The 25,200-nt window shown below is 65.5% G+C and carries 28 protein-coding genes; 14 read left to right on the top strand and 14 right to left on the bottom strand.

The window, feature by feature from the left end:
- Positions 1 to 346: 346 nt before the first annotated feature.
- The gene (locus tag G3580_RS14035; protein WP_228720673.1) at positions 347 to 1,351 is read left to right on the top strand and encodes a sensor domain-containing diguanylate cyclase; all 1,005 of its coding nucleotides are present in this window, start codon (positions 347 to 349) and stop codon (positions 1,349 to 1,351) included.
- A gap of 104 nt (positions 1,352 to 1,455) precedes the next feature.
- Here G3580_RS14035 and aceA read toward each other — a convergent pair whose 3' ends face one another.
- From aceA to clpS, 4 genes are all read right to left on the bottom strand, one after another.
- Positions 1,456 to 2,769, bottom strand: a complete 1,314-nt coding sequence (gene aceA / locus G3580_RS14030) for an isocitrate lyase (protein ID WP_173766497.1) — start codon at positions 2,767 to 2,769, stop codon at positions 1,456 to 1,458.
- Positions 2,770 to 3,043: 274 nt separating this feature from the next.
- Positions 3,044 to 3,523, bottom strand: coding sequence for a ribonuclease E activity regulator RraA (rraA, locus tag G3580_RS14025; protein WP_173766495.1), 480 nt, complete (start codon positions 3,521 to 3,523; stop codon positions 3,044 to 3,046).
- 177 nt (positions 3,524 to 3,700) lie between these two features.
- Positions 3,701 to 5,980, bottom strand: coding sequence for an ATP-dependent Clp protease ATP-binding subunit ClpA (gene clpA, locus G3580_RS14020; protein ID WP_173766493.1), 2,280 nt, complete (start codon positions 5,978 to 5,980; stop codon positions 3,701 to 3,703).
- Between the two features lie 2 nt (positions 5,981 to 5,982).
- On the bottom strand, positions 5,983 to 6,291 hold the full coding sequence (gene clpS, locus G3580_RS14015; protein WP_173766491.1) for an ATP-dependent Clp protease adapter ClpS: 309 nt from the start codon (positions 6,289 to 6,291) through the stop codon (positions 5,983 to 5,985).
- 383 nt (positions 6,292 to 6,674) lie between these two features.
- On the opposite strand from clpS, the gene G3580_RS14010 reads away from it, so the two are divergent.
- Positions 6,675 to 6,878 (top strand): cold-shock protein, encoded by a 204-nt coding sequence (locus G3580_RS14010; RefSeq protein ID WP_173766489.1) that lies wholly within the window; start codon positions 6,675 to 6,677, stop codon positions 6,876 to 6,878.
- Positions 6,879 to 7,032: 154 nt separating this feature from the next.
- On the opposite strand, the gene rpmG is transcribed toward G3580_RS14010, so the two are convergent.
- From rpmG to radC, 3 genes are all read right to left on the bottom strand, one after another.
- Positions 7,033 to 7,200: a 50S ribosomal protein L33 gene (rpmG, locus tag G3580_RS14005; protein ID WP_173766487.1), complete on the bottom strand. Its 168-nt coding sequence runs from the start codon at positions 7,198 to 7,200 to the stop codon at positions 7,033 to 7,035.
- Positions 7,201 to 7,225: 25 nt separating this feature from the next.
- A complete protein-coding gene (gene rpmB, locus G3580_RS14000; protein WP_173766485.1) occupies positions 7,226 to 7,462 on the bottom strand; it encodes a 50S ribosomal protein L28 in 237 nt (78 codons plus the stop codon).
- Positions 7,463 to 7,574: 112 nt separating this feature from the next.
- Positions 7,575 to 8,249 (bottom strand): RadC family protein, encoded by a 675-nt coding sequence (gene radC, locus G3580_RS13995; protein ID WP_173766483.1) that lies wholly within the window; start codon positions 8,247 to 8,249, stop codon positions 7,575 to 7,577.
- A gap of 53 nt (positions 8,250 to 8,302) precedes the next feature.
- Here radC and coaBC point away from each other — a divergent pair, with 53 nt between their 5' ends.
- From coaBC to G3580_RS13975, 4 genes are read left to right on the top strand one after another with little or no spacing between them, the layout of a single operon-like run.
- Positions 8,303 to 9,499 (top strand): bifunctional phosphopantothenoylcysteine decarboxylase/phosphopantothenate--cysteine ligase CoaBC, encoded by a 1,197-nt coding sequence (gene coaBC, locus G3580_RS13990; protein ID WP_173766481.1) that lies wholly within the window; start codon positions 8,303 to 8,305, stop codon positions 9,497 to 9,499.
- A gap of 10 nt (positions 9,500 to 9,509) precedes the next feature.
- Complete coding sequence (dut, locus tag G3580_RS13985; protein ID WP_173766479.1) at positions 9,510 to 9,959, top strand: dUTP diphosphatase; 450 nt, start codon at positions 9,510 to 9,512, stop codon at positions 9,957 to 9,959.
- Between the two features lie 32 nt (positions 9,960 to 9,991).
- The gene (locus G3580_RS13980) at positions 9,992 to 10,459 is read left to right on the top strand and encodes an NUDIX hydrolase (protein ID WP_173766477.1); all 468 of its coding nucleotides are present in this window, start codon (positions 9,992 to 9,994) and stop codon (positions 10,457 to 10,459) included.
- Positions 10,460 to 10,516: 57 nt separating this feature from the next.
- Positions 10,517 to 11,131 (top strand): c-type cytochrome, encoded by a 615-nt coding sequence (locus G3580_RS13975; RefSeq protein WP_217424502.1) that lies wholly within the window; start codon positions 10,517 to 10,519, stop codon positions 11,129 to 11,131.
- Between the two features lie 49 nt (positions 11,132 to 11,180).
- On the opposite strand, the gene G3580_RS13970 is transcribed toward G3580_RS13975, so the two are convergent.
- Together G3580_RS13970 and G3580_RS13965 are read right to left on the bottom strand one after the other, a co-directional pair.
- A complete protein-coding gene (locus G3580_RS13970) occupies positions 11,181 to 12,449 on the bottom strand; it encodes an NAD(P)/FAD-dependent oxidoreductase (protein ID WP_173766475.1) in 1,269 nt (422 codons plus the stop codon).
- 2 nt (positions 12,450 to 12,451) lie between these two features.
- Positions 12,452 to 12,760, bottom strand: coding sequence for a c-type cytochrome (locus tag G3580_RS13965; RefSeq protein ID WP_173766473.1), 309 nt, complete (start codon positions 12,758 to 12,760; stop codon positions 12,452 to 12,454).
- A gap of 230 nt (positions 12,761 to 12,990) precedes the next feature.
- Between G3580_RS13965 and G3580_RS13960 the strand changes: the two genes are divergently transcribed.
- From G3580_RS13960 to soxB, 8 genes are all read left to right on the top strand, one after another.
- Positions 12,991 to 13,344, top strand: a complete 354-nt coding sequence (locus tag G3580_RS13960) for an ArsR/SmtB family transcription factor (protein WP_173766471.1) — start codon at positions 12,991 to 12,993, stop codon at positions 13,342 to 13,344.
- 34 nt (positions 13,345 to 13,378) lie between these two features.
- A complete protein-coding gene (soxC, locus tag G3580_RS13955; RefSeq protein WP_173766469.1) occupies positions 13,379 to 14,713 on the top strand; it encodes a sulfite dehydrogenase in 1,335 nt (444 codons plus the stop codon).
- Entirely contained in the window at positions 14,697 to 15,731 is a 1,035-nt protein-coding gene (locus G3580_RS20405; RefSeq protein WP_173766467.1) for a c-type cytochrome, read from the top strand. The genes soxC and G3580_RS20405 overlap by 17 nt, the downstream gene beginning before the upstream one ends.
- A gap of 28 nt (positions 15,732 to 15,759) precedes the next feature.
- Positions 15,760 to 16,227 (top strand): thiosulfate oxidation carrier protein SoxY, encoded by a 468-nt coding sequence (gene soxY / locus G3580_RS13945; protein ID WP_173766465.1) that lies wholly within the window; start codon positions 15,760 to 15,762, stop codon positions 16,225 to 16,227.
- A 29-nt stretch (positions 16,228 to 16,256) separates the two neighbouring features.
- Complete coding sequence (gene soxZ / locus G3580_RS13940; RefSeq protein WP_173766463.1) at positions 16,257 to 16,568, top strand: thiosulfate oxidation carrier complex protein SoxZ; 312 nt, start codon at positions 16,257 to 16,259, stop codon at positions 16,566 to 16,568.
- A gap of 79 nt (positions 16,569 to 16,647) precedes the next feature.
- On the top strand, positions 16,648 to 17,448 hold the full coding sequence (gene soxA / locus G3580_RS13935) for a sulfur oxidation c-type cytochrome SoxA (protein WP_173766461.1): 801 nt from the start codon (positions 16,648 to 16,650) through the stop codon (positions 17,446 to 17,448).
- An 11-nt stretch (positions 17,449 to 17,459) separates the two neighbouring features.
- Entirely contained in the window at positions 17,460 to 18,059 is a 600-nt protein-coding gene (gene soxX / locus G3580_RS13930) for a sulfur oxidation c-type cytochrome SoxX (RefSeq protein WP_173766459.1), read from the top strand.
- 102 nt (positions 18,060 to 18,161) lie between these two features.
- Entirely contained in the window at positions 18,162 to 19,886 is a 1,725-nt protein-coding gene (gene soxB, locus G3580_RS13925; protein ID WP_173766457.1) for a thiosulfohydrolase SoxB, read from the top strand.
- A gap of 66 nt (positions 19,887 to 19,952) precedes the next feature.
- On the opposite strand, the gene G3580_RS13920 is transcribed toward soxB, so the two are convergent.
- The 5 genes from G3580_RS13920 to aceK all read right to left on the bottom strand — a co-directional run bounded on the left by G3580_RS13920 (position 19,953) and on the right by aceK (position 25,141).
- Complete coding sequence (locus G3580_RS13920; protein ID WP_173766455.1) at positions 19,953 to 20,690, bottom strand: substrate-binding periplasmic protein; 738 nt, start codon at positions 20,688 to 20,690, stop codon at positions 19,953 to 19,955.
- Between the two features lie 105 nt (positions 20,691 to 20,795).
- Positions 20,796 to 21,230 (bottom strand): GNAT family N-acetyltransferase, encoded by a 435-nt coding sequence (locus tag G3580_RS13915; protein ID WP_173766453.1) that lies wholly within the window; start codon positions 21,228 to 21,230, stop codon positions 20,796 to 20,798.
- A gap of 41 nt (positions 21,231 to 21,271) precedes the next feature.
- Positions 21,272 to 22,378, bottom strand: a complete 1,107-nt coding sequence (locus G3580_RS13910) for a YeeE/YedE family protein (protein ID WP_173766451.1) — start codon at positions 22,376 to 22,378, stop codon at positions 21,272 to 21,274.
- 13 nt (positions 22,379 to 22,391) lie between these two features.
- Positions 22,392 to 23,357, bottom strand: a complete 966-nt coding sequence (locus G3580_RS13905) for an MBL fold metallo-hydrolase (protein ID WP_173766450.1) — start codon at positions 23,355 to 23,357, stop codon at positions 22,392 to 22,394.
- Positions 23,354 to 25,141: a bifunctional isocitrate dehydrogenase kinase/phosphatase gene (gene aceK / locus G3580_RS13900; protein WP_173766448.1), complete on the bottom strand. Its 1,788-nt coding sequence runs from the start codon at positions 25,139 to 25,141 to the stop codon at positions 23,354 to 23,356. The genes G3580_RS13905 and aceK overlap by 4 nt, the downstream gene beginning before the upstream one ends.
- Positions 25,142 to 25,200: the final 59 nt, after the last annotated feature.

Below are 25,200 nucleotides of genomic sequence, written 5' to 3'. Positions count from 1 at the left end.
GGCGCGCGCGAGGGCGTTCTCGAGTTCGAGGATGCGTCGCTCCTTGTCGGCAAGGGCGCTTTCCAGTTGTGCCAGGCGTCTTTCCTGCTCGGGATTGTTCTTCTTGAAAAGCATGGCGGCGGTGTCTCCAATGAAATTGGCTCTCGTGACGGCTATGTTGATTACGGCCCGTCATCGCCTTGCTTTAGGTGATAGGGCGATGTGCGAATCAGGTGCCCGGCTCGGCCGTTCGTTGGAGCCGACGGCGCTGTTCGGTGGGAGGCGGAGCAACGACGCCGGCGAAGAAAAACTTAAATCCATGAGGCCAGTGCCGTTATTTGACGAACACAGCCGGCCAGGAGACGACGTGACCGAGAAAGATCGACGTGGCGCAACGGTGGACCATCTGCACCCGGACCACAACTTCGCCGTCAATCTCATGAAACACCTGGTGGTGCCCACCTTCGTGCTGGATGCGGAGTGTCGGGTCATCATCTGGAACCGGGCCTGCGAGCGTCTGACGGGGGTGCGCGCCGAGGAAGTGGTGGGTACCCGCAGACATCGCCTGGCCTTCTACGACGAAGACCGGCCGACCCTGGCGGACCTGATTGCCATGGACGCGACGGACCGCATCGACACCCTTTATGCGGACTATGATGTGCGCTCGAATAACGACCATGGATTCCACGCGGAGAACTGGTGCGTGATGCCACGAGTGCGTACACGCCAGTACCTGCATATCGACGCCGGGCCGATCTTCGATTCGGACGGTCGGCTCCTGTCGGTGGTGGAAACGCTGCGGGACATGACCGTGCAGAAGGAGGCGCAGGCGGAACTGGAGCACCTGGCCTCCCGTGATCCGCTGACCGGCCTGGCCAATCGACGCCGCTTCGAAGAGCACCTCGGCTACGAGTGGCGCCGCGGGCAACGGACGGCGCAGCCGCTGTCGATGCTGATGATCGATGTGGACCACTTCAAGCAGTTCAACGACACCTACGGGCACCCGCAGGGCGATGCCTGCCTGCGCAGCGTTGCCGCGGTGCTGGCCAGCGCGGCGGCGCGCACCGGTGACCTGGCGTCCCGCTACGGCGGGGAGGAGTTCGTCCTGGTGCTCCCGGGAACGACCCGAAACGGCGCTCAGGTGGTTGCCGAGCGGATCCGCGCCGCGGTCGCCGCGCTGCGCATCCCGAACAAGGCTTTGGAGCACGCGGGGATGCTGACGGTGAGCATCGGGGTGGCCACGGGTGATCCCGGTGCGCTCACGCAGGAGCGTCTGGTGGCGCTGGCCGATACCGCGCTGTACGGTGCCAAACACGGTGGACGCAACCAGGTGGTGTGCGCACCCGACACGGACCCGGCGGGCGGCGGCTGAATGCGGCCGGTCGCGCCGCGTCGATCGGCACGGCATGAAAAAAGCCGCCCTCGCGAGGGCGGCTTTTTCGCGAATGCGCCGGCCGGGGGCCGGCAGCATGCGTCTTAGTGGAACTGCTCTTCTTCGGTGGAACCGGTCAGGGCCTTCACGGAGGAAGAACCGCCCTGGATCACGGTGGTCACGTCGTCGAAGTAGCCCGCGCCCACTTCCTGCTGGTGCGACACGAAGGTGTAGCCTTTGTCGCGCGCGGCGAATTCCGGCTCCTGCACCATTTCGGTGTAGTGCTTCATGCCTTCGCCACGAGCGTAGTTGTAGGCGAACTGGAAGGTGTTGTACCACATGACATGGATACCGGCCAGGGTGATGAACTGGTACTTGTAACCCATGGCGGACAGCTCGTCCTGGAACTTGGCGATGGTCGCTTCGTCCAGGTTCTTCTTCCAGTTGAAGGACGGCGAGCAGTTGTAGGACAGCAGCTTGCCCGGGCAGGCTTCATGCACGGCCTGCGCGAACTCGCGGGCGAAGCCCAGATCCGGCGTGCCGGTCTCGCACCACACCAGATCGGCGTAGGGGGCGTAGGCGACACCGCGGGAGATGGCCTGCTCGAGACCGTTCTTGACGCGGTAGAAACCTTCCTGGGTGCGCTCGCCGGTCAGGAACGGCTTGTCGTTGGCGTCGTAGTCGCTGGTGATCAGGTTGGCGGCTTCGGCATCGGTGCGGGCCAGGATCAGGGTCGGCACGCCCATGACGTCGGAGGCGAAGCGGGCAGCGGTCAGCTTTTCGATGGCTTCACGGGTCGGGACGAGCACCTTGCCACCCATGTGACCGCACTTCTTCACGGCGGCCAGCTGGTCTTCGAAGTGAACACCGGAGGCGCCGGCGGCGATCATGTTCTTCATCAGTTCGAAGGCGTTGAGCACGCCACCGAAACCGGCTTCGGCGTCGGCCACGATCGGCAGGAAGTAGTCGATGAAGTTCTCGTCACCCGGGTTGATGCCACGGGACCACTGGATCTCGTCGGCACGCTTGAAGGTGTTGTTGATGCGGCGAACCATGGTCGGCACGGAGTCGTAGGCGTACAGCGACTGGTCCGGGTACATGGTTTCGGAGGTGTTGCCGTCGGCGGCAACCTGCCAGCCGGACAGATACACGGCTTCCAGGCCGGCCTTGGCCTGCTGCATGGCCTGACCCGCGGTGATGGCGCCGAAGGCATTCACGTAGCCTTTCTTGGCGCCGCCGTTGACTTTGTCCCACAGCTTCTCGGCGCCACGCTTGGCGAGCGTGTACTCCGGCTGCAGGCTGCCGCGCAGGCGCACGACGTCTTCGGCGCTGTAGCCACGCTTGACGTTGGCCCAGCGGGGATTTTCGGCCCAGTCTTTTTCCAGGGCGGCGATTTGCTGTTCGCGGGTTTGGGACATGATCGATTCCTTGTGTTGCAGTGGAACGGGGAGGGAGATTGGCCGGTCGCCAGCCGAGACGGGCACCCGGTTCAACTTCGGGAGCGGCGGTCGGGACCGCGGCTCGAGTGTGGTGAAGTATAGGCGTTTTTTTGCACAGCAGCAATAGGTCTTATATAAGATATAAGAAAAAAATAAGACCAATAAAAACAGAGCATTACAACTAAATTTTTGTAATGTGAAAGGCGGTGCAGCTTTGTGAAACGAGGTGGGGCCCGGTGGCCCCGGGGAGGGCTCAGAGCAGGGCGGTCGCGCTCACGATGACGCCATCCTCATCGGCGTAGAGATACTCGCCGGGTGTGAAGGTGACACCACCGAAGGTGACGGGAACGTCCGTGTCGCCGACGCCCTTCTTGACCGTCTTGCGCGGATGGGTGCCCAGGGCGAAGACCCCCACGTCCATGCCGCCGATGGCCTTGGAATCGCGGATGCAGCCATAGACGACGATGCCGGCCCAGCCGTTCTTGACGGCGAGGACGCCGAGCTGGTCGCCGACCATGGCGTAGCGTTTCGAGCCGCCGCCGTCGATCACGAGCACACGGCCGTTGCCCGGGGTCTCGAGGGTTGAACGAACGAGGGTGTTGTCTTCGAACAGCTTGAGCGTGGTGATCGGCCCGTGGAAGGCGGACTTGCCGCCGAAGCTCCGGAACATGGGCTCGACGACGCGAACGGCCTGGTCATGGGTGTCGCACAAATCGGCGGTCTGGAAACTCATGATGCTTGTCTTCCTGGTCTGTGGTGAAGGGGTGACCGGCCCGGCGGGCGAGCAAACCGGCCGGCCCTCGGGCCGGCGCGCCACGGGAGGACAACCGGTCGCGGCGGCCCAGAGTGTACCAGCATGCACGCATGAAAATGGCGGCCCTTGGGCCGCCATGTGGGTATCGCTGCCGGATCAGGAGCTGGTGACCAGTTCCTCGTCGAACTCGAGGACGATCTTCTCCTCGTCGTCCAGATCGATGTGCACCCGGCCGCCATTGACCAGCCGGCCGAACAGCAACTCGTCGGCCAGCGCCGAGCGGATGGAGTCCTGGATCAGACGGGCCATCGGCCGCGCGCCCATGAGCGGATCGAAGCCCTCGGCCGCCAGCCAGGTGCGCATCTTGTCGGAGAAGGAGGCTTCGACCTTCTTCTCGTGCAGCTGCGCCTCGAGCTGGGTGAGGAACTTGTCCACCACCCGCAGGATGATCTCGTTGTCGAGCGCCTTGAAGGAGATGGTGGCATCCAGGCGGTTGCGGAACTCCGGCGAGAACATGCGCTTGATTTCGCTCATCTCGTCGCCGGTCTCGCGTTTGGCCGAGAAGCCCATCACCGGCTTCTGCATGGCTTCGGCGCCCGCGTTGGTGGTCATGATGATGATCACGTTGCGGAAATCGGTCTGCCGGCCGTTGTTGTCGGTCAGCGTGCCATGGTCCATGACCTGCAGCAGGATGTTGTAGATGTCCGGGTGCGCCTTCTCGATCTCGTCCAGCAGCAGCACGCAGTGCGGCTTCTTGGTGATCGCCTCGGTCAGCAGGCCGCCCTGGTCGAATCCCACGTAGCCCGGGGGCGCGCCGATGAGGCGGCTGACCGCATGGCGCTCCATGTACTCGGACATGTCGAAGCGCACCAGCTCGATGCCGAGCGTGTAGGCCAGCTGACGGGCCACCTCGGTCTTGCCGACGCCGGTGGGGCCGCTGAACAGGAAGCTGCCGATCGGCTTGCCCGGGTTGCCCAGGCCGGAGCGCGACATCTTGATGGCCTTGGCGAGCGCGTCGATGGCCTTGTCCTGACCGAACACCACGTTCTTGAGGTCGCGGTCGAGGGTCTTGAGCGCGGCCTTGTCGTCGCTGGAGACGGTGCGCGGCGGGATGCGCGCAATCTTGGCGACGATCTCCTCGATCTCGCCCTTGCCGATGGTCTTGCGCTGCCGCGATTTGGGCAGGATGCGCTGCGCCGCGCCGGCCTCGTCGATGACGTCGATGGCCTTGTCGGGCAGGTGGCGGTCGTTGATGTACTTGGCGGACAGTTCCGCGGCCGAAGAAATGGCTTCCTTCGAGTAGCGCACGCTGTGGTGCTCCTCGAAGCGGCTCTTGAGGCCCCGGAGGATCTCCACCGTCTCGGCCACCGACGGCTCGACCACGTCGATCTTCTGGAAGCGCCGGGACAGGGCGTGGTCCTTCTCGAAGATCTGGCGGAACTCGGCGTAGGTGGTCGCGCCGATGCACTTGAGCTGGCCGGACGAGAGCGCCGGCTTGAGCAGGTTGGAGGCATCGAGCGTGCCGCCCGAGGCCGCGCCGGCACCGATCAGGGTGTGGATCTCGTCGATGAACAGAATGGCGTTGGTGTTCTCCACCAGCTGCTTGAGCACCGCCTTGAGGCGCTGCTCGAAGTCGCCGCGATACTTGGTGCCGGCGAGCAGCGCACCCATGTCGAGCGCGTACACTTGCGCGTCCTGGAGCACTTCGGGCACCCGGCCCTCGACGATGCGGCGGGCCAGCCCCTCGGCGATGGCGGTCTTGCCCACGCCGGCCTCACCGACCAGCAAGGGGTTGTTCTTGCGCCGGCGGCACAGGGTCTGGATGACGCGTTCGACTTCCTTGTCACGCCCGATGAGCGGGTCGATCTTGCCCATCAGCGCCTGCTGGTTGAGGTTCTGGGTGAAGTTCTCCAGCGCGCCGCCGCCCTGCGGGGTCTCGCTCTCGCTGTCCGGCAGGTCGGCATCGCTGCTCGACGGCGTTTCCGGGGCGCTGGCGCCACCGCCATCCTTGGCGATGCCGTGGGAGATGAAGTTGACCACATCGAGGCGGGAGACGTCCTGGCGCTGGAGGAAGTACACCGCGTGCGACTCCTTCTCGCCGAAGATGGCGACGAGCACGTTGGCGCCGGTCACCTCCTTCTTGCCTGAGGACTGCACATGCAGGATCGCGCGCTGAATCACCCGCTGGAACCCGAGGGTCGGCTGGGTGTCGATCTCGTCTTCGCCCTCGACGGTTGGCGTGTGCTCGTCGATGAAGTCGGTGAGCTCACGGCGCAGCGTCTCGATGTTGGCCGAGCAGGCGCGCAGCACCTCCGCGGCGGACGGATTGTCCAGCAGCGCGAGCAGCAGGTGCTCTACGGTGATGAACTCATGCCGCTTCTGCCGGGCTTCGACGAAGGCCATGTGGAGGCTGACTTCCAGTTCTTGCGCAATCATGCTTAGTTCTCCTCCATCACACAGGCCAGCGGATGCTGGTGTTGCCGGGCATGTGCGATGACTTGCTCAACCTTGGTCGCGGCGATGTCCTTCGGGTAGACGCCACATTCACCTCGACCCTCTGTATGGACTTGGAGCATGACGCGGGTCGCGCGTTCTCGGTCCATGGCAAAAAACTTCTGCAGCACGCTCACGACGAAATCCATCGGGGTGAAGTCGTCGTTGAGCAGAAGTACCTTGAACATCCGAGGTGGACCCACCCGGGTCTTCTCGGCCTCCAGCAGCGAATCGTCTTGTTTCCGAATGGCCATGAGAAGCATTCTTAATCAAGCGCTGGTCGATGGCAAGCGATGATCAAGCGCGAAATCAGTGCCTATTTCACGATCGGGCAACCGCACCGGATTGTTGCGTTGCGGGCGCCTGTTACCGTGCGTATTTTGTGGCGTCCGGGTCAGCAATGAGCCAACTTCTGATCAGAGAAGCTGGCAAACCTGATTGAGATATGGGGCTAATTTGCTGTAATGCAACATCTTTTTGGTTCGAAAAAGCGTTGACGTCTGATGGACAAATGGGTAAAAGCGGTTTCGTACCTTTGGTGGCAGAACCTATGTCCAAGGACGTAAGGAACTGACCGCCGGGGACTGTCCGGGGTTCCGGGCGACAGAAAAAAGATGTTTGTGAGGATTAAGGCAAGATGGCAACTGGTACCGTGAAGTGGTTCAACGACGCAAAAGGTTTTGGCTTTATTACCCCTGATGATGGCAGCGAAGATCTCTTCGCCCATTTTTCGGCGATCAACATGAACGGCTTCAAGTCGCTCAAGGAAGGGGAAAAGGTGAGCTTCGAGGTGACGCAAGGCCCGAAGGGCAAGCAGGCCTCCAACATCCAGCGCGCCTGATACGGTTCAACACCCCGTATCGACGAGAAAGGCTGCCTTCGGGCAGCCTTTCTTCTTTCCGGTTTCGGCGCACGCGGCGTTTCCCGGAAAAAGCAAAGGCCCGCGGATGCGGGCCTTGTGCTTCGAAAACGTTCTGGAGAAATCCCGGAAGAGATTACTTCAGCTTGGTTTCCTTGTAGAGCACGTGCTTGCGCGCCACCGGGTCGAATTTCTTCAGTTCCAGCTTGCCAGGCATGGTGCGCTTGTTCTTGCTGGTGGTGTAGAAGTGACCCGTGCCGGCACTGGACTCGAGCTTGATTTTTTCGCGGGCGCCTTTGGCCATGTCAGTCTCCGTCTAGAGCGTGGGGTTAGATCTTGTCGCCGCGGGCGCGCAGATCGGCAACGACGACGTCGATGCCCTTCTTGTCGATGGTCCGCAGGCCGGCGTTCGACACGCGCAGGCGGATCCAGCGGTTTTCAGATTCGCTCCAGAACTTGCGGTACTGCAGGTTGGGGAGGAAACGACGCTTGGTCTTGTTGTTGGCGTGGGAGACGTTGTTTCCCACCATCGGTGCCTTACCGGTCACTTGGCAAACGCGAGCCATGATGTGCTCCAGATCATTCGGTTTTCGAGAAAGCCGCCGATCATACAACATGAACGGTGGCCAGATCAACACCTGTCGGCGATTGCGCGCCGGGCATGCGACCGCGCGGCGATCACAGCCATCCCATTTCCGCGAACGACACGATCGCACTGCGGGCGACCACGAAATGGTCGAGCACGCGAACGTCGACCAGGGCGAGGGCGTCGCGCAGGCTGCGCGTGAGCGCGTGATCGGCGCTACTCGGCTCGGTGCAGCCTGACGGGTGGTTGTGCGCGAGCAGCAACGCCGCGGCATTGTGGCGCAGGGCCAGCTTGACCACTTCCCGAGGGTACACGCTGGTCTGGGTGAGGGTGCCGCGAAACAGGGCCTCGGCGTGGATGAGGCGGTTCTGGGCGTCGAGCAGGAGGACGTGGAATTCCTCGTGCTCGAGGGCGCCGAGGCGCAGCCGCAGCCAGGTCTTGACGCGCTCGGGGGCATCGAACAGGTCGCGCTCCCGAAGCTGCCCAGCCAGGGCGCGGCGGGCCATTTCCATGACCGCCTGCAACTGGGTGTACTTCGCCGTGCCCATGCCCGGGACACGACACAGCTCGTCGCGCGATGCCGCGCACAGGCGGTCGAGGCTGCCGAAATGATGCAGCAGGTCGCGCGCCAGATCCACGGCGCTCTTGCCCGTGATACCCACGCGCAGGAAGATGGCGAGCAGTTCCGCATCGGAGAGGGCGTGGGCGCCTTTGTCGATCAGCTTCTCCCGCGGGCGTTCTCCCGCGGGCCAGTCGGTGATGGCCATGCAGTACAATCCTCCGGAGCGGTATGTGCCGGTGCATATGATATGTGAATGTCATGGTCGAACTGAAGGGTAAAAAAGTCATACTCGGGGTGACCGGCGGCGTGGCCGCCTACAAGGCCGCCGAATTGACACGCCTGCTGGTCAAGGCCGGCGCGAGTGTCCACGTGGTGCTCACCGAGGGCGGCGCGCGTTTCGTCACCCCGGTCACGTTCCAGGCGCTCAGCGGGCACCCGGTGTGGACCGATCTGTGGGACCCGCGCATGGGCAACAACATGGCGCACATCGACCTGTCGCGCGACGCCGATCTGGTGGTGGTGGCGCCGGCGACGGCCGACGTGATGGCCAAGCTGGCCCAGGGCCGTGGTGACGATCTGCTCTCCACCCTGTGCCTGGCGCGCGACTGCCCGCTCATGGTGGCGCCGGCGATGAACCGGCAGATGTGGGAGCATCCGGCGACCCGACGCAACGCCGAGCAGCTCGTGGCCGATGGGGTGATGCTGCTGGGCCCGGATGCCGGCGAGCAGGCCTGTGGCGAGATCGGCCAGGGGCGGATGATGGAACCGGAGGTGCTGTACGAGGCCATCTGCGCGCATTTCCAGCCCAAATGGCTGGCCGGGCGCAAGGTGGTGCTCACCGCCGGGCCGACCTTCGAAGCCATCGACCCGGTGCGCGGGATCACCAACAGCAGCTCCGGGAAGATGGGCTTTGCGCTCGCCCGCGCCTGTGCCCACGCCGGGGCGCAGGTGGTGCTGGTGAGCGGCCCGGTCGGCCTGCCGACCCCCTTCGGTGTCGAACGGATCGACGTGGCTTCGGCGCTGCAGATGCGCGACGCGGTGATGGGCCGGCTGGCCGGTGCCGACGTGTTCATCGGCGTCGCGGCGGTGGCCGACTATCGCCCCGAGGCCAGCGCGGAGCACAAGATCAAGAAGTCGGGCGAGGCCATGACCCTGACCCTGGTGCCCAATCCGGACATCCTCGCCGAAGTGGCGGCGCTGCCGGAGCCCCCGTTCTGTGTCGGCTTCGCCGCCGAGAGCCGGCAACTGGATGCCTATGCAGAAGGCAAGCGCCGGAACAAGGCGGTGCCCATGATCGTCGGCAACCTGGTGCAGGACGGCCTCGGCCAGGATGACAACCTCGTCGTGATCTACGACGATGATGGGAAACATCCGTTACCACGCGGCGGCAAGATGGGCCTTGCCCAGCGCATCGTCGAACACCTGTCCGGCCGGCTTGGCCGGCACCCGGCCTGAGGAGCCTCGCATGCATCAAATCGACGTCATCCTGCTCGACGAACGCCTCAAGCGACAGCCGCCGCACTATGCCACCGAAGGCGCCGCCGGGCTCGACCTGCGCGCGTGCATCGAATCTCCGGTGATCCTCCAGCCCGGCGAGACCCACCTGGTGCCGACCGGGCTGGCGATTCACCTGGCCGATCCCGGTCTGGCGGCGATGATCCTGCCGCGCTCCGGTCTGGGCCACAAGCACGGCATCGTGCTGGGCAACCTGGTCGGGTTGATCGATTCCGACTACCAGGGCCAGATCTTCGTGTCGGTGTGGAACCGGGGACACGCCAAGTTCGAGATCGAGCCGATGGAGCGCATCGCCCAGCTGGTGGTGGTGCCGGTGCTGCAGGTCGGCTTCAACGTGGTGGACCGCTTCGACGCATCCGCGCGGGGCGACGGCGGTTTCGGCAGCACCGGCAAGGGCTAGGGGCTGTGGATACAACACGATCCGTCAGATAGATGTCCACTGCCGCGAGGGTGACCGGCGCCGGCATCCCGACCGGGGTGCATGTGATCTTCGAGCACGAGGGCCGCATCCTGCTCATGCGCCGGGCGAACACCGGTTTTTTCGACGGCCTGTACAGCCTGCCGGGCGGGCATGTGGAGGCGGGCGAGTCGGTGCTCATGGCGGCGGTGCGGGAAATGGCCGAGGAACTCGCGGTCCATGTCGAACCGGATCGGCTCGCCACGGTCGGCGTGGTCCATCGACGATCCGACACCAATCGCATCGATTTCTTCCTGCGTGCCGAGCGCTGGACCGGCACGCCCCGGCGCGCCGAGCCGGACAAATGCGACGACCTGGCCTGGTTTTCCCGTGACGCCCTGCCGGTGGCCACGGTGGCCTATGTGCGCGAGGCGCTGGCGCGGACGGGCGAGGGGCCGTGGATCGTCGAGACGGGCTGGCCCGGTTGCCAGATAACGATCTGATGTATTAGTGAATTCTGATACGCTTTCGCCATGGATCGTGGCGGAGGCGCATTGAGCATGGCAGGTATATCGAGATGGGTCGGGACGGCAGCCCTGGCGCTGGCCGGGGTGGCGGCGGCCGAGCCGATGCCGCAGGTGGATCTCGCTCGTGCCGAACAGATCGTGTCAGGCCAGTGCTTCCTGTGCCACGGCCAGAACGGCGAGAGCACCTCGGCGCTGTTTCCGCGGCTGGCCGGTCAGCACTATCAATACATTGCCAAGCAACTGGCCGACTTCAAGTCGGGCCGGCGCCAGAGCGACACCATGAACGACATGGCGGCCGATCTGAGCCCGGCCGAGATGCTGGCGCTGGGTGTGTATTTCGAGCAGAAGCCGGCGCAGTCGAGTCCGGCCACCGACGCAGCGCTGGTGGCGGTGGGGCGTTACATCTTCCTCCGCGGCAATGAATTTTCCGGCGTGGCGCCGTGTGCCTCCTGTCACGGGGCGCAAGGCCACGGCACGGCGCAGCTGCCGCGTCTGGCCGGGCAGATTCCCCGTTACCTCGAAAAGCAGCTCCAGTCCTTCAACGCGCGTCAGCGCACCAACGACAACGCGGTGATGCATGCGATCGCCTCGAAGCTGACGGCGCTGGAGCGACACGCCGTGGCCGCCTACATCAGCACCCTCGACTGAGCGCCGTGGCCCGGGCCGCACCGGGCGGCCCGTGTCCGGCGTGTGCTCGTCAGGCGAGCATGTCGGCCCAGATGTTCTGCGCCCAGGACTGCGCGGTCTTGGCCTCGAGCTGGTTGGCCGCTGGCGACAGCCCGCCGGCGCCATGGACGGGGAGGAAGGTGCGCTTCTCGGCGTCGTACTGATGCACCGAAGCCACATGCACCGCGTTCTTCGGATCGACGTAGCTGTAGCAGGTGTTCATCACCACCGGCGCCGGATTGGGCGGCCGGCCTTCGAGCAGGCGGATGATGGCCGCCGCGGCGACCTTGGCCTGCTGGTTGGCCATGTGGCCGGACTTGGGCATGGTCGGGGCCGGAAAGGCGGCGTCGCCGACCACGTGCACCCTGGGCACGTCGTGGACTTCCATGGTCAGCCAGTCCACGTTGATCCAGCGGCCGTTGATCAGGTCCGAGCCGATCATGCCGGCGACGGCCCCGGCGCGCTGCGGCGGAATCACGTTGAGCACGTCCGCCTTGACGGTCTCGAAGTCCATGATGGCGGAGCGGGAAGCCACATCCACCTCCAGCAGGGTGTTGTTCGGCCGGTACTCGAGGATGTCCTTGTAGTGGGTCTCCCAGGCCTTGCGGAACAGGGCTTTCTTGGACTGGATGTCATCGTTGGCGTCGAGCACGATCACTTTCGATCGGGGCTTGTGCTGCTTGAAGTACGCGGCCACCAGGCAGGCGCGTTCGTAGGGGCCCGGGGGGCAGCGATAGGGTGCCTTGGGGATGTGGATGGCGAACACGCCGCCATCGGCCATGGCCTCGAGCTGCTTGCGCAGGATCACCGTCTGCTCGCCGGCCTTCCAGGCATGGGGGATGGTGTCCACATGACCGGCCAGGCCCTCGACGCGGTCGAGCATGAAGTCGATGCCGGGGGCGAGCACGAGGCGGTCGTAGCCGAGGGTGGTGCCGCCGGCGAGGGTGAGCTTGCGTGCGCCCGGATCGATGGCGCTCACGGTGTCGTGCACCACCTTCACGCCATGGACCCTGGCCAGATTGTCGTAGCCGACGGTGATGTCCGCCATCTGCTTGAGGCCGCCGATCACCAGGTTCGACATGGGGCAGGAGACGAAGGCCGGATTGCGTTCCACGAGCGTGACCTCGACCGCGCCGTCGCTCCACAGGCGCAGATACTTGGCCGCCGTGGCGCCGCCGTAGCCGCCACCGACCACCACCACATGGCCCAGCCGCTTCATGGATTTCGCGAGGGCGGGGAAGGGGGCGGCCACCGAGGCGGCGGCCGTGGCGGCCTTGAGAAAATCGCGTCGATTGGTCATGGTCATTCCCCCGTTTTTTGCGCTGCGAAATAGCCGGTGATGAGCTCGAGCTGCTCGCGGGTGTAGCCCTTGGCGATCTGGTTCATGATCGTCGCCGGCTTGTCGCCGGAGATGAATTCATCGAGCTTCTTCAGCAGCTTCGCCTGCGGCTGGCCCGCGAGTTTCTTGGCGTCGCCGAGGGCGTGGCCGTTGGTGCCATGGCAGTTGGCGCAGGTGGCGGCGAGGTCGCGTGCCAGATCGGGGTCCTGGGCCTGGCTCCCCAACGAGGCGCTGGCCAGCGCGGCGGCAATGAGCAGATCGGTGAGTCTCACGGGGGGTCTTCTCCTTTAACGTGGGCGGCGGTGACGGCGCAACGGAAAGCCGCGCGGAATCTGGCTTTTCACCCCGGCTCCCGGCGGCTGAAGCGGGATGGCACCTGCCGATTTCCGATGAATGATCACCCGGTCCGGGTGCGCTTGACATCATGCACTGCAGCAATATTAGTTGTTGACGATATAAGCATCTGCTTATAGATTGATTTACATCAATGCGGGAGGAGGCCATGGATGCACTGGGGAAAGTGTTCGAGCAAGTTGCCGGCTACTTCAGTCTCCTGTCCGAACCCACGCGTTTGAAGATTCTGCACCGGTTGTGCGGTGGTGCCTGCTCGGTCAATGACCTGGCGGAAGCGACCGGCCTGACCCAGGCCAACACCTCGAGACACCTGAACCTGCTCTACCGGGCAGGGGTGGTGGACCGGGACCGCGAGGGGGCGCAGGTGTTCTACCGGATCGTCGATCCGAATCTGGTCGGCATGTGCCGGCCGGTGTGCCTGGCGATTGCCGGGCGCGAAGATCTGCCCGAGGAAGAACGCCTGGCGCTCATGCGGCTGGTGCAAGACGAAAAACGGACCTGAGTCCGATGACCACTGGATGGGGGAGAGACAAACCATGTCCCATGATGACGTGCGGGCCGGTCGGATTCGACGTGCGCCCGAAAATTTTCTGACCGAGGCCCAGATCGCCGAAGTCGGCAAAGGAAGACGAGAATTCCTGCGCAAGGCCTTCCTGACGGCCAGCGCAGCGGTGGCCGCGCCGGCCGTCGCCCACGCGGCCCGGGGTGAGTCGGCCATTCTCGAGCTGCCGCCGTGGTCCACCTCGCTGGGCAAGCCGGTGGCGGCCAATCCCTACGGCATGCCGTCCAAGTACGAGAGCAACCTGGTGCGGCGCGAGTCGCCGGGGCTGACCCGCGTGGGGGGCTCGTCGGTGGCCTTCGCGCCGCTGCAGGGCCTGTTCGGCATCATCACGCCGTCGGGGCTGCACTTCGAGCGTCACCACCAGGGCTGGCAGGACGTGGATCCGGGCAAGCACCGCCTGATGATCAACGGCCTGGTGAAGAAGAACATGGTGTTCACCATGGACGACATCATGCGTCTGCCGTCCGTGTCGCGCATCCACTTCATCGAGTGCGGCGCCAACACCGGCATGGAATGGGGCAACGTGGCGGTGCCGACCGTGCAGTACTCCCACGGCATGTTGTCCTGCTCCGAATTCACCGGCGTGCCGCTGCGCGAACTGCTCGAGTACTGTGGCGCCGATTTCAAGAAAGGCCGCTACATCCTTGCCGAGGGCGCCGACGGCTCGTCCATGACCCGCACCATCCCCATGGAGCTGGTCGAGTCGGGCGAGGTGCTGGTCGCCTATGGCCAGAACGGCGAGATGCTGCGCCCCGAAAACGGCTACCCGTTGCGTCTGGTGGTGCCGGGCGTGCAGGGGGTGAGCTGGGTCAAGTGGCTGCGGCGCATCGAGGTGGGCGACATGCCCTGGGCCACCAAGGACGAGGCGGTGCACTACATCGACCTCATGCCCGATGGCCAGCACCGGCAATACACCTCGACCCAGGAGGCCAAGTCGGTGATCACCAGCCCCTCCGGCGGTCAGGTGCTGCTCGACAAGGGCTTCTACAACATCACCGGCCTGGCCTGGTCCGGTCGCGGCAAGATCAAGCGCGTGGACGTGTCCACCGACGGCGGCATCAACTGGCGCACCGCACGCCTCGAGACGCCGGTGCTGTCCAAGGCCCTGACCCGCTTCAACATCGACTGGAACTGGGATGGCAAGCCCTGCATCCTGCAGTCGCGCGCGATGGACGAGACCGGTTACGTGCAGCCGGGTTATGGCCAGCTGCGCGCCGTACGCGGCAAGAAGTCGATCTACCACAACAACGCCATCCAGTCGTGGAAGGTGGTCGAAAACGGGGAGGTGAGCAATGTCCAGGTGCTCTAAGTCGCTGCTCGCCGCCGTGCTCATGGCCGGCACGCTCAATGCACAGGCGTTCGAAGGGCTCGGCCGCGAGGCGACGCCCGACGAGGTCAAGGCGTGGGACATCGATGTGCGTCCCGATTTCAAGGGGCTGCCCAAGGGGCGCGGCACCGTGGATCAGGGAACGACGCTGTGGGAGGAAAAATGCGAGAGCTGCCATGGCACCTTCGGGGAATCGAACGAGGTGTTCACGCCGCTGGTCGGCGGCACCACCGCCGAGGACATCAAGACCGGCCATGTGCTCTCGCTCAAGACCGGCTCGACCCCGCAGCGCACCACCTTCATGAAGGTGGCGACGATCTCGACCCTGTACGACTACATCCAGCGCGCCATGCCCTGGACCTCGCCCAAGTCGCTCAAGCCGGACGAGGTCTATGCGCTCCTGGCCTACCTGCTGAACCTGTCCAACATCGTGCCCGCCGACTTCGAGCTGTCGGACGAGAACATCGCCGAGGTGCAGCAGCGCATGCCCAACCGCAACGGCATGACCACCGATCACGGCATGTGGCCCGGCAAGGGGATGGGCAACGGGGGCATCCCCGATGTGAAAAATACGGCATGCATGAAAAACTGCAAGAAAGCCGTCGAGATCGCCTCCGCTCTGCCAGACTATGCTGCTGACGCGCACGGCAACCTGGCCGACCAGAATCGTCTGATCGGCGGCGTGCGCGGCATGCAGACCGGCGAGGCCCACGCGGCCGCACCGGCCGAGTCGGCGGCGCCGGCCGGCGAGGCGCTGGCCAAGGAGAAGGGCTGCATGGCCTGCCATGGCATCGCCAAGGGCATCGTCGGGCCGGCCTATGCCGATGTGGCCGCAAAGTACGCGGGGCAGGCGGATGCCGAGGCGCAGCTCGTGGCCAAGGTGAAGGCCGGTGGCAAGGGCGTCTGGGGCGCCGTGCCGATGCCGCCGCAGGGCCATGTGAAGGATGACGAGATACAGGCCATCGTGCGATGGATTCTGGATGGCGCGAAAGCGCAGTAAAAGCGAAGCAGCGATAGAGGAGAGAGATATGAATCAATCACGTAGGGAAGCGCTCAAGGCCGGTGCCGGCATGGGCTTGTTCGGCGTGCTGGTCGCCGCCGGATTGCTGAAGCCGGAAGTGGCCCGCGCCGAATGGAACAAGGTGGCGTTCGACGCCAAGAGTCTGGACGAGGCGCTCAAGGCACTCGGTGCCTCGGATGCCGCCGAGAGCGGTGACGTGGTGCTGACCGCGGCGGACATCGCCGAAAACGGTGCCGTGGTGCCGGTGGCGGTGTCGAGCAAGCTCCCCGGGGCGCAGCAGATCGCGATCCTGGTCGAGAAGAACCCGAACACCCTGGCGGCCACCTTCACGCTGCCCGAGGGCACCATGGCCGACATCCAGACCCGGGTGAAGATGGGCCAGACCTCCAACGTGTTCGCGCTGGTCAAGGCGGGCGACAAGTTCTACATGGCCAAGAAGGAAATCAAGGTCACCCTCGGTGGATGTGGCGGCTGACCGCCGGTCCGGACAAGGAGATTTGAAACATGGGTAATCCGATGCGTATCCGCGCCACCAACGAAGGCGGCGTGACGACTGTGAAAGTGCTGATGAACCACGTGATGGAGACCGGCCAGCGCAAGGGCGCCGACGGCAACAAGATCCCGGCCCACTTCATCACCGAGCTGACTGCCAAGCACAACGACAAGGTCGTGCTGGCGGCCAACTTCGGCCCGTCGGTGTCGAAGAATCCGTACCTGAAGTTCGACTTCCAGGGCGGCGCCGCCGGTGACAAGGTGAGCGTGGCCTGGGTCGACAACAAGGGCGACAGCCGCACCGACGAAGTCGTCATCAAGTGACGTGGGCCCGCCGGTGTGGCGGGCGTGCGCTGCCCGCCGTCGGCCCCCGGGCACCGGTTCGAACAGAGGAGGAGAGACAATGAAGAAGCGACTGCTGTGCGCCGCCCTTGCCGGCCTGTCTGCCGTGGCGACGGGCGCCTGGGCGGATGCCAATCAGGACAGCCTGGACGAATACCGCCAGATGCTGGCCGACGGCAATCCCTCGGAGCTTTGGGAAATGGCCGGAGAGGAGTTGTGGACCACCGCGCGTGGCCCCAAGAACGCCTCGCTGGCGCAATGTGACCTGGGGCTCGGCCCCGGCGTGGTCAAGGGCGCCTATGCCCAGATGCCGCGCTACTTCAAGGATACGGGCAAGGTTCAGGACCTCGAGAGCCGCCTGATGACCTGCATGGACACCTTGCAGGGCATCCCGCCCGAGAAGTTCATCAAGGGCAAGTTCGGCAAGGACGAGATGGAGAAGATGGAGCAGATCGTCGCCTACGTCGTCGGCCAGTCCAAAGGGGCGAAGGTCAGGGTCGACATGCACAATCCGGAGATGAAGCGCATGTACAAGCTCGGCGAGATGGCCTTCTTCTATCGCGCCGGCCCGATGGATTTCTCCTGCGCCACCTGCCACGGTGACGACGACAAGCGCATCCGCATGCAGAACCTGCCCAACCTCACCACCGCCAAGGGCGCGGCCGCGGGCTGGACCACCTGGCCCGCCTACCGCGTCTCCAACGGCCAGTTCTGGACCATGCAGCACCGCCTGAACGACTGCTATCGCCAGCAGCGTTTCCCCGAGCCGGTCTATGGCTCGGAAGTGACCCAGGCCCTGTCGGTATACATGGCGGCCAAGGCCAACGGGGCGACCATGGCCACCCCGGGCATCAAGCGTTGAGGAGGACGGCGATGAAACTGAAACTCATGATGATCGCGCCCCTGGCGCTCGCGGCGAATCTGGCCCTGGCCGATGACACCTATGTCGAGTTCAAGCAGATGATGGACCAGTCTTTCCGGTCGAAGGGGATCGCCGACAAGCACCGGCTCTACCAGCTCGACTTCCAGAAGGAATGTTCCGGCAAGACGCCCGACAAGGCGCGCATGGCCCAGATCGAGGCGGCGCAGCTCGCCTCGGTCAAGTATCCGGCCGACGGCCAGTACCTGGGCGACTGGAAGAAGGGCGAGAAGATCGCCATCTCCGGTCGCGGCCTGACCTGGCGAGACAAAGCCGATGCGGTCAACGGCGGCGGCTGCTACAACTGTCACCAGCTGAGCCACCACGAGATCGCCTTCGGCACCATCGGCCCCAGCCTGCTGGAGTACGGCAAGGTGCGCGGCGCCTCCGAGGACATGGTCAGGTACACCTGGGCCAAGATCTGGAACGCCAAGGCCTTCAACGCCTGCAGCAACATGCCCCGCAACGGGGATTCGGGGCTGCTGACCGAAGCCCAGATCAAGGACGTCATGGCCTATCTGTTCGACCCGGAGTCACCGGTCAACAAACCCTGACCCGACTCGTCCGTCCGGCCCCGGCCTGCCCCGACCGTCACGTCCGGTGACACGGCGCGCGGTGTCCGAGGCCGGACTTTTTTTGCCTCGAGGACTGCACCCATGAGCATGAATCGCCGAGAATTCCTGCAGATGCTGGCCGTTGCCGCGGCTGGCGGCATGACCCTGCACAGCGACTTCGTCCGCGCCGAGAAGGCCGCCGGCACGCTCTACGACATGCCCGGCTTCGGCAATGTCAGCCTGCTGCACATGACCGACTGCCATGCGCAGCTGTTACCCATCTATTTCCGCGAGCCCGACGTGAACCTCGGCATCGGCGACATGCGCGGCCGCGCCCCGCACCTGGTCGGCGACGCCTTCCTCACCCATTTCGGGGTGCCGGCTGGCGGCATCGAGGCGCACGCCTACACCTACCTCGATTTCGAGGCCGCCGCGCGCACCTACGGCAAGGTCGGCGGCTTCGCCCACCTGGCGACCCTGGTCAAGCGCATGAAGGCCAGCCGGCCCGGCGCGCTGCTGCTCGACGGCGGCGACACCTGGCAGGGCTCCGGCACCGCCCTGTGGACCCAGGCCCAGGACATGGTCGATGCCGCCAAGCTGCTCGGCGTGGACGTGATGACGCTGCACTGGGAGGCCACCTACGGGGCCGAGCGGGTCAAGGAGGTCGAGGGCAAGGACTTCGCCGGGGCCATCGACATCGTCGCCCAGAACGTGAAGACCACCGACTTCGAAGACCCGGTCTTCAAGCCTTATGTCATCAAGCGGATCAACGGCGTGCCGGTGGCCATCGTCGGCCAGGCCTTTCCCTACACCCCCATCGCCAACCCGCGCTACTTTACCCCCGAGTGGAGCTTCGGCATCCAGGACGAGCGCATGCAGGAGATGGTCAATGAGGCGCGCGCCAAGGGCGCCCAGGTCGTCGTCGTGCTCTCGCACAACGGCATGGACGTGGACCTGAAGATGGCCTCGCAGGTGACCGGCATCGACGTCATCTTCGGTGGCCACACCCACGACGGCATGCCCAAGCCGAGCATCGTCGACAACGCCGGCGGCAAGACCCTGGTGACCAATGCCGGCTCCAACGGCAAGTTCCTCGGCGTCATGGACCTGGACGTGCGCGACGGCAAGGTGCGCGACTTCCGCTACCACCTGATGCCGGTGTTCTCCAACCTGCTGCCGGCCGATCCGGACATGGCCGCCTACATCGACAAGGTGCGCGCCCCCTTCCTCGACCGGCTCGGCGAGAAGCTCGCCGTCACCGAAGGGCTGCTCTATCGGCGTGGCAACTTCAACGGGTCGTGGGACCAGCTCATCCTCGACGCGCTCATGGCCGAAAAGGACGCCGAGATCGCCTTCTCGCCCGGCTTCCGCTGGGGCACCACGCTGCTGCCGGGCGACACCATCACCATGGAGCAGCTGCTCGACCAGACCGCCATCACCTATCCGTTCACCACCGTCACCGAGATGAAGGGCAGCATGATCAAGACCGTGCTCGAAGACGTGTGCGACAACCTGTTCAATCCCGACCCGTACTACCAGCAGGGCGGGGACATGGTGCGCGTCGGGGGCCTGCAGTACGGCTGCGACCCCACCGCCGCCATGGGCGGGCGCATCCTCGACATGACCCTGAACGGCAAACCCATCGACGCCGACAAGACCTACAAGGTCGCCGGCTGGGCGCCGGTGTCCGAAGCGGCGCGCGATGCCGCCGGCGAGCCGGTCTGGGACGTGGTGGCCCGCTACCTGCGCAGCCACAAGACCATCGCGCCGCGCCAGCTCAACATGCCCAGCCTCAAGGGCATGGCCGGCAATCCGGGCATGGCCTGAGGCTTGTGCGCCGACGATGAAGAAGGCCGCCACCCGGCGGCCTTCTTCGTGTACCGACACGCGCGCTCAAGGGGTGGCCCGGGCGGCGTGCTTGCCGAAGCGCTGGGCGATGAAGGTCTCCCGGATCTGCCGGATGCGTCCCGTCCCGTCCATCTTGCGCAATGCGGCGGTGATGGCCGGCAGCAGATCGCGGTGGCGCGCGTGCAGATAATGGAACAGGGGGAAGGAGTCGACCGGTGGGGAGAGCGCCTGAACGCCGGTATCGCCGAGGGCGTCGAGGGCTTCCAGACCGTTCAGGCGCGAGACGACGACCACGTCGACCCGGCCGGCATCGAGCAGGCGAAACAGCTGTTCGACGCTGTCGGCGATCTGGCTGTCGAGGCCATAGCGTTTCGCGGCCCGTTCGGCGAAGGGCACCCCACGGCGAATGCCCACCCGGTATGGCTTCAGGCTCGGCCAGCCGTGCACACTCAACTGGACGTCACGGGTAAAGGCCACCGCTTCGAGCCGGTTGATGGCGACCGGGACCCGGAGCAGGGTCGGATGGGTCTTCTCCAACCCGCCGAGGCGGGCCACCTCGCCGTCGACGAAACCCGCTTCGGCGTAGCGCAGTGAGCGTGCGCCCGGGTAAGCCTCGAGTTCGAAGCTCAGCCCGATCTGCCGGTAGGCTTCCTGCAGGACGCGCTCGCTGATCTGCATCAGGACCGCATCCTCCACCACCGAGAAGCGCATCTGCGCCCTCGCGGCCAGGGCAGGGAGCATCAGGGTGGCGCACAGCAGGGCGAGGAGAAAACGCCGGGTCATGGGGTCTGTTTGCGATGGAGCGTCGAAGCTCGTGCGTCCGTCCATGGTGCGCGCGCCGGTTCCCACATGCAAGGGAGGCGGTCGTGCGTTCCTTCCCCGGAGCCGTCAAGGCGGCGCATCCAGCGTGAGGGCGAAGTGATGGCTGGCGATGCGGAAGCCTTCGCGCAGGTAGAAGCGATGCGCCTCGAAGCGCTGCACCCCGGAGTCCAGATGCAGCTCGCCACACGCCTGCGCGCGGGCGTAGGCCTTGAGCCAGTCCAACATGCGTCGGCCCGCGCCGCTCGAGCGGGTCGCGGCATCGGTCACCAGATCGTCCACGTACAGGGCGCGCCCCCAGGCGAGCTTCGTGGTGATCACGAAGCCGGCCACGCATTGGGCCGGCCCGTCCGCGGGGGCCAGCAGGGCGAGCTGGTAGCCGTCGCGCTGCTGGGTCCGGATGCGCTCGATCAGCGTTGCCCGGTCGAGGTGGGTGCGCAACTGCCGCAGCAGGTCGGCGGCCCGTTCGATGTCCCGGTCGGAGGTGGCCAGTCGGATGTCCATGCGGGCAGTCTAGCGGATCGGTGGCCGGGCAAGGCCGTCTGTCATGGCGCCACCGGCACGGCCTCCTCGGCGCAGGCGACGGCCAGCCGGGCCTGGCTGGCGGCGCGTCGGTCGAACCACCAGTCGGTCAGGCCGGCGCCGACCCACATGCCGAGCAGGGCGATCCAGGCCGTGAGCGAGAACACCGAGGCGCCCGACACCCCGTTGCCCACCGCGCAGCCGCCGGCGAGCATGCCGCCGAAGCCCATGAGCATGCCGCCGGCGATGTAGCGGCGCATGGAGGGGCCGTCCTTGAAGCCCTCCAGTTTCAGCTCGCGGGCGAGCAGTGCCGCCACGAACGAGCCGATCGCCACGCCCGGCAGCAGGCCGGTATCGAAGTCGAAGGACTTGCCCATCGGGGCGAGCACCAGCATGAGCATGTCCGCCGACGGGCCGGTGAAACTCAGGCTCTGGGTGGGGATCGGATCGAAGGACTGGCGGCCCACCGTGAAGGTCGCCAGCCAGCTCAGGGCCACGGCCAGGCCCACGCCGACGGCGCCGACGATGCCGCGCACCGGCACGGCATGCTTGCGCACCAGATGCACGCCGACCACCAGCCAGCTGCATCCGAACACGATGCCGCCCACGGGGCCGAGATGGAAGGCGGCGAGCAGGTCGCGCGCCGAGCCGCCCTCGACGGTCCACAGCCCGGTGAGCCACTCGCGCAGCGGGGCCAGGGCGCCGCTCATGGCCGCCTGGGCGGTGACCGCGAAGATCAGTCCGCTGAGCAGGGCGCGCAGGTTGCCGTTGGCGGCGAGGATGAGGATGCGGCTCGAACAGCCGCGGGTCAGGATCATGCCGATCCCGAACAGCAGCCCGCCGACCAGCGCGCCGGAGAGGCTGCCGCGCGCCGAGAGCTGGCGCGCGGTGGTGACGTCGAGCCAGCCGAGAGCGACGAAGGCCTGGGTGGTGACGAGGGCGGCGGAGAAGGCGAGCAGCCACACCGACAGTTTCTCGCCCCAGGCACCGCGCCAGAACTCGATCACCGCCGAGCGCAGGCAGAAGCGCGAGCGCTGGGCGGTGACGCCGAACAGCACCCCGGCAGCCAGCCCGAGTGCCGAGATGACCGTTTTCTCGCCGTAGGCGTCGAGCAGCGACGTGATGTCCATGGTGCGCCCCGATTCAGCGGTTGCCCTGCAAGGCTTCCTGTTCCATCTGGATGTATACGTTATAGGCGTTGAGCCGGTTGGCGGCCTCGAAGGCGGGCAGCTTCTGCCAGCGCGACCAGTCGGCGGCGGCATAGGCGGTCTCGAAGTCGGTCAGGTCGGCGACGGCGGCGCCCATTTTCTGACGCAAGTCGATCAGGTAGTCGCGGGTGAGGGTGATGCCGTGCTGCGGGGTCTTGCTGGCGTGGCCGTGGCCGGGCACGACGACCTTCGGGTGGCTGTCGAGCATGCTGTCGAGTGCCTTGAGCCAGTGCCGGGTGTTGGCGTCGCCGACGAAGGGGACGCGACCATCGAAGAACAGGTCGCCGGAGAACAGCACGCCGTCCTCTTCGACCAGCAGCATCATGTCGTCGGGGGCGTGGGAGCCATGGGCGTCGATGAGGCGGAAATGGAGGCCGCCGCGGGTGAAGTTCTCCCCGCCGGGCAGGGTGCGATCGGGGGGGACCAGATGCGTGTCCTCGTTCACCCACGGGAACAGGGCGTCGCGGCGCTGGGCGAGGCGCTCCCTGGCCACGTCGCTGGCCAGGTAGAGGCGCGAGTTTTGGTGCGCCCAGATGTCGGCCCCGAGGGCCTTGAAGGCCTGCAGGCCGTAGATGTGGTCGGCATGATAGTGGCTGGCGATGACGAGCTTGATCGGCAGCGCCGTGAGCTTGCGGATCGCCGTGATCATGGCCTGGCCGAGGACCGGGGTGCCGAGGCTGTCCCAGACGATCACCTGGTCGTCGGTGACGACGAAGCCGGCGTTGGACATGAAGCCTTTGTTGGCCGCCGATGCGGCACCGGATTCGCCCTGGAAATACCAGCTGTGCGGGCCGACCTGGATGGGGGTGAGGGTGATGGCCTCGTCGGCGCGCAGCGGTGGCGGGAACAGGGCCACGGCGAGCAGGAGGAACAGGGCGAATCCGGTGCGCAGGGCGTTCATGTCTCGATGGCCTCGGTGTCGATGGGCGTGGCTTCCGGCGCGAAGCGGTTGTGGAAGCGCAGCTCGGGGGGATAGGGGAAGAAGTCCTCGACGTGGCCGTCGCGGATCAGTTGCTGCGCCTGCTGCCAGAAGGTCGGTGCGAGCAGGTCGCGGTGGTGCTTGACGAAGGCCTTGCGGATGGCCGGCCGCCCGAGCAGGAAGGTGGCGAATTCCTCGGGGAAGACGTCGTGCGGGCCGGCGGTGTACCACGGCTCGCCGGCCAGCTCCATTTCCGGATAGGGCGCCGGCGGGATCGCGCGGAAGTGGCAGTCGGTCATGTACTCGATTTCGTCGTAGTCGTAGAACACGACCCGGCCGTAGCGGGTCACGCCGAAGTTCTTCCACAGCATGTCGCCAGGGAAGATGTTGGCGGCGGCCATCTCGCGGATGGCGTTGCCGTATTCGCGCACGGCGTGCTCGGTCTGCGCTTCGTCGGCCCGTTCGAGGTAGATGTTCAGCGGCGTCATGCGGCGCTCGATATACAGGTGGCGAATCACCACCGAGTCACCGTCGAGTTCGAAGGCGGTGGGCGCCAGGTCGGTGAGTTCCTTGAGCAGGTCCGGGTGGAAGCGTGACAGGGGCAGCGCCACCTTGGAGAACTCCAGGGTGTCGGCCATGCGCCCGACCCGGTCCACCTGCTTGACCATCAGGTACTTCTTCTTGACCGTGGCGCGGTCCATGTTCTTGGTGCTGCCGAACACGTCCTTGATGATCTTGAACACGTAGGGGTAGGAGGGCAGCGTGAACACCAGCATCACCAGCCCGCGGATGCCCGGTGCGATGATGAAGCGGTCGTTGGAGTGGCGCAGGTGCGAGATCAGGTCGCGGAAGAACATGGTCTTGCCCTGCTTGCCCAGCCCGAGCATGGTGTACAGCTCGCTGCGCGGCTTGTTGGGCATGATCGAGCGCAGGAACTGCACATAGCCCGAGGGCACCTCCATGTCCACCAGGAAGTAGGCGCGCGAGAGCGAGAACAGCACCGAGATGCGCCAGCGGTCGAGCAGCAGGGTGTCGATGTAGAGCTTGCCGTGGGCGTTGTGGCGCACCGCCATCGCGAACGGGTACTCCTGGTAGCCGTTGATGGCCTTGCCGATCACGTACGCGGTCTTGTTGCGGTAGAAGGCCGAGTACAGCACCTGGATCTGGAAGTTCACCTCGCGGTCCGGCCACTCGCCGCCCAGGTGCTCCTCCACGCAGCGCGACACATGCTCGATGTCCCGGTCCAGATCCTCGAACGGGCGCTGCCAGTCGAAGTCCTCGACGATCTGGCGCACGGTGGCGCGAAAGCCGTCCTCGTGCAGGTAGTAGCTCGAGTACACCGGCGGGAACGACTCGATGTATTCGACCGACATCGCGGGGCGGGCGAAGATGTAGTCGTTGTTGAAGTAGGTGCGGTGGAGGATCTTGCAGCACACCGAGTTGAAGAAGGTCTCGGCTAGCTCCGGCTGCTTGTGGTTGATGAGCATGCCGATGAAGTGGAGCTTGACCTGCTGCCAGGTGGCGTCGTCGAGCGAGTCGGCATCGAATTCCTGATGCAGGCGCGTGACGCATTCGTCGACCCGGTCGTCGTAGAAGCGGACCCGGTCGCGCACCGCCGCCAGCTGTTCCTGCCAGGCGGCCGATTCGTACTGGGCCTTGGCCTTGCGGCTGGTCTCGCGGAAGATCCGGTAGTGCTTGTTGAAGCCCTCGATCAGTGCGTGGGCGATGGCCTGGGCCACCGGGCCTTCACCGAGTGCGACATCCATGTTGCCTCCTCAACCCGCATCCGGCATCGCGTCGGGTGGGGCTCCGCCGACGCCGGATC

This window comes from Nitrogeniibacter mangrovi, from assembly GCF_010983895.1.
Lineage (GTDB): Bacteria > Pseudomonadota > Gammaproteobacteria > Burkholderiales > Rhodocyclaceae > Nitrogeniibacter > Nitrogeniibacter mangrovi.
The sequence above is the reverse complement of the archived record's forward strand: the minus strand, read 5'-3'. Positions and strand labels throughout refer to the sequence as shown.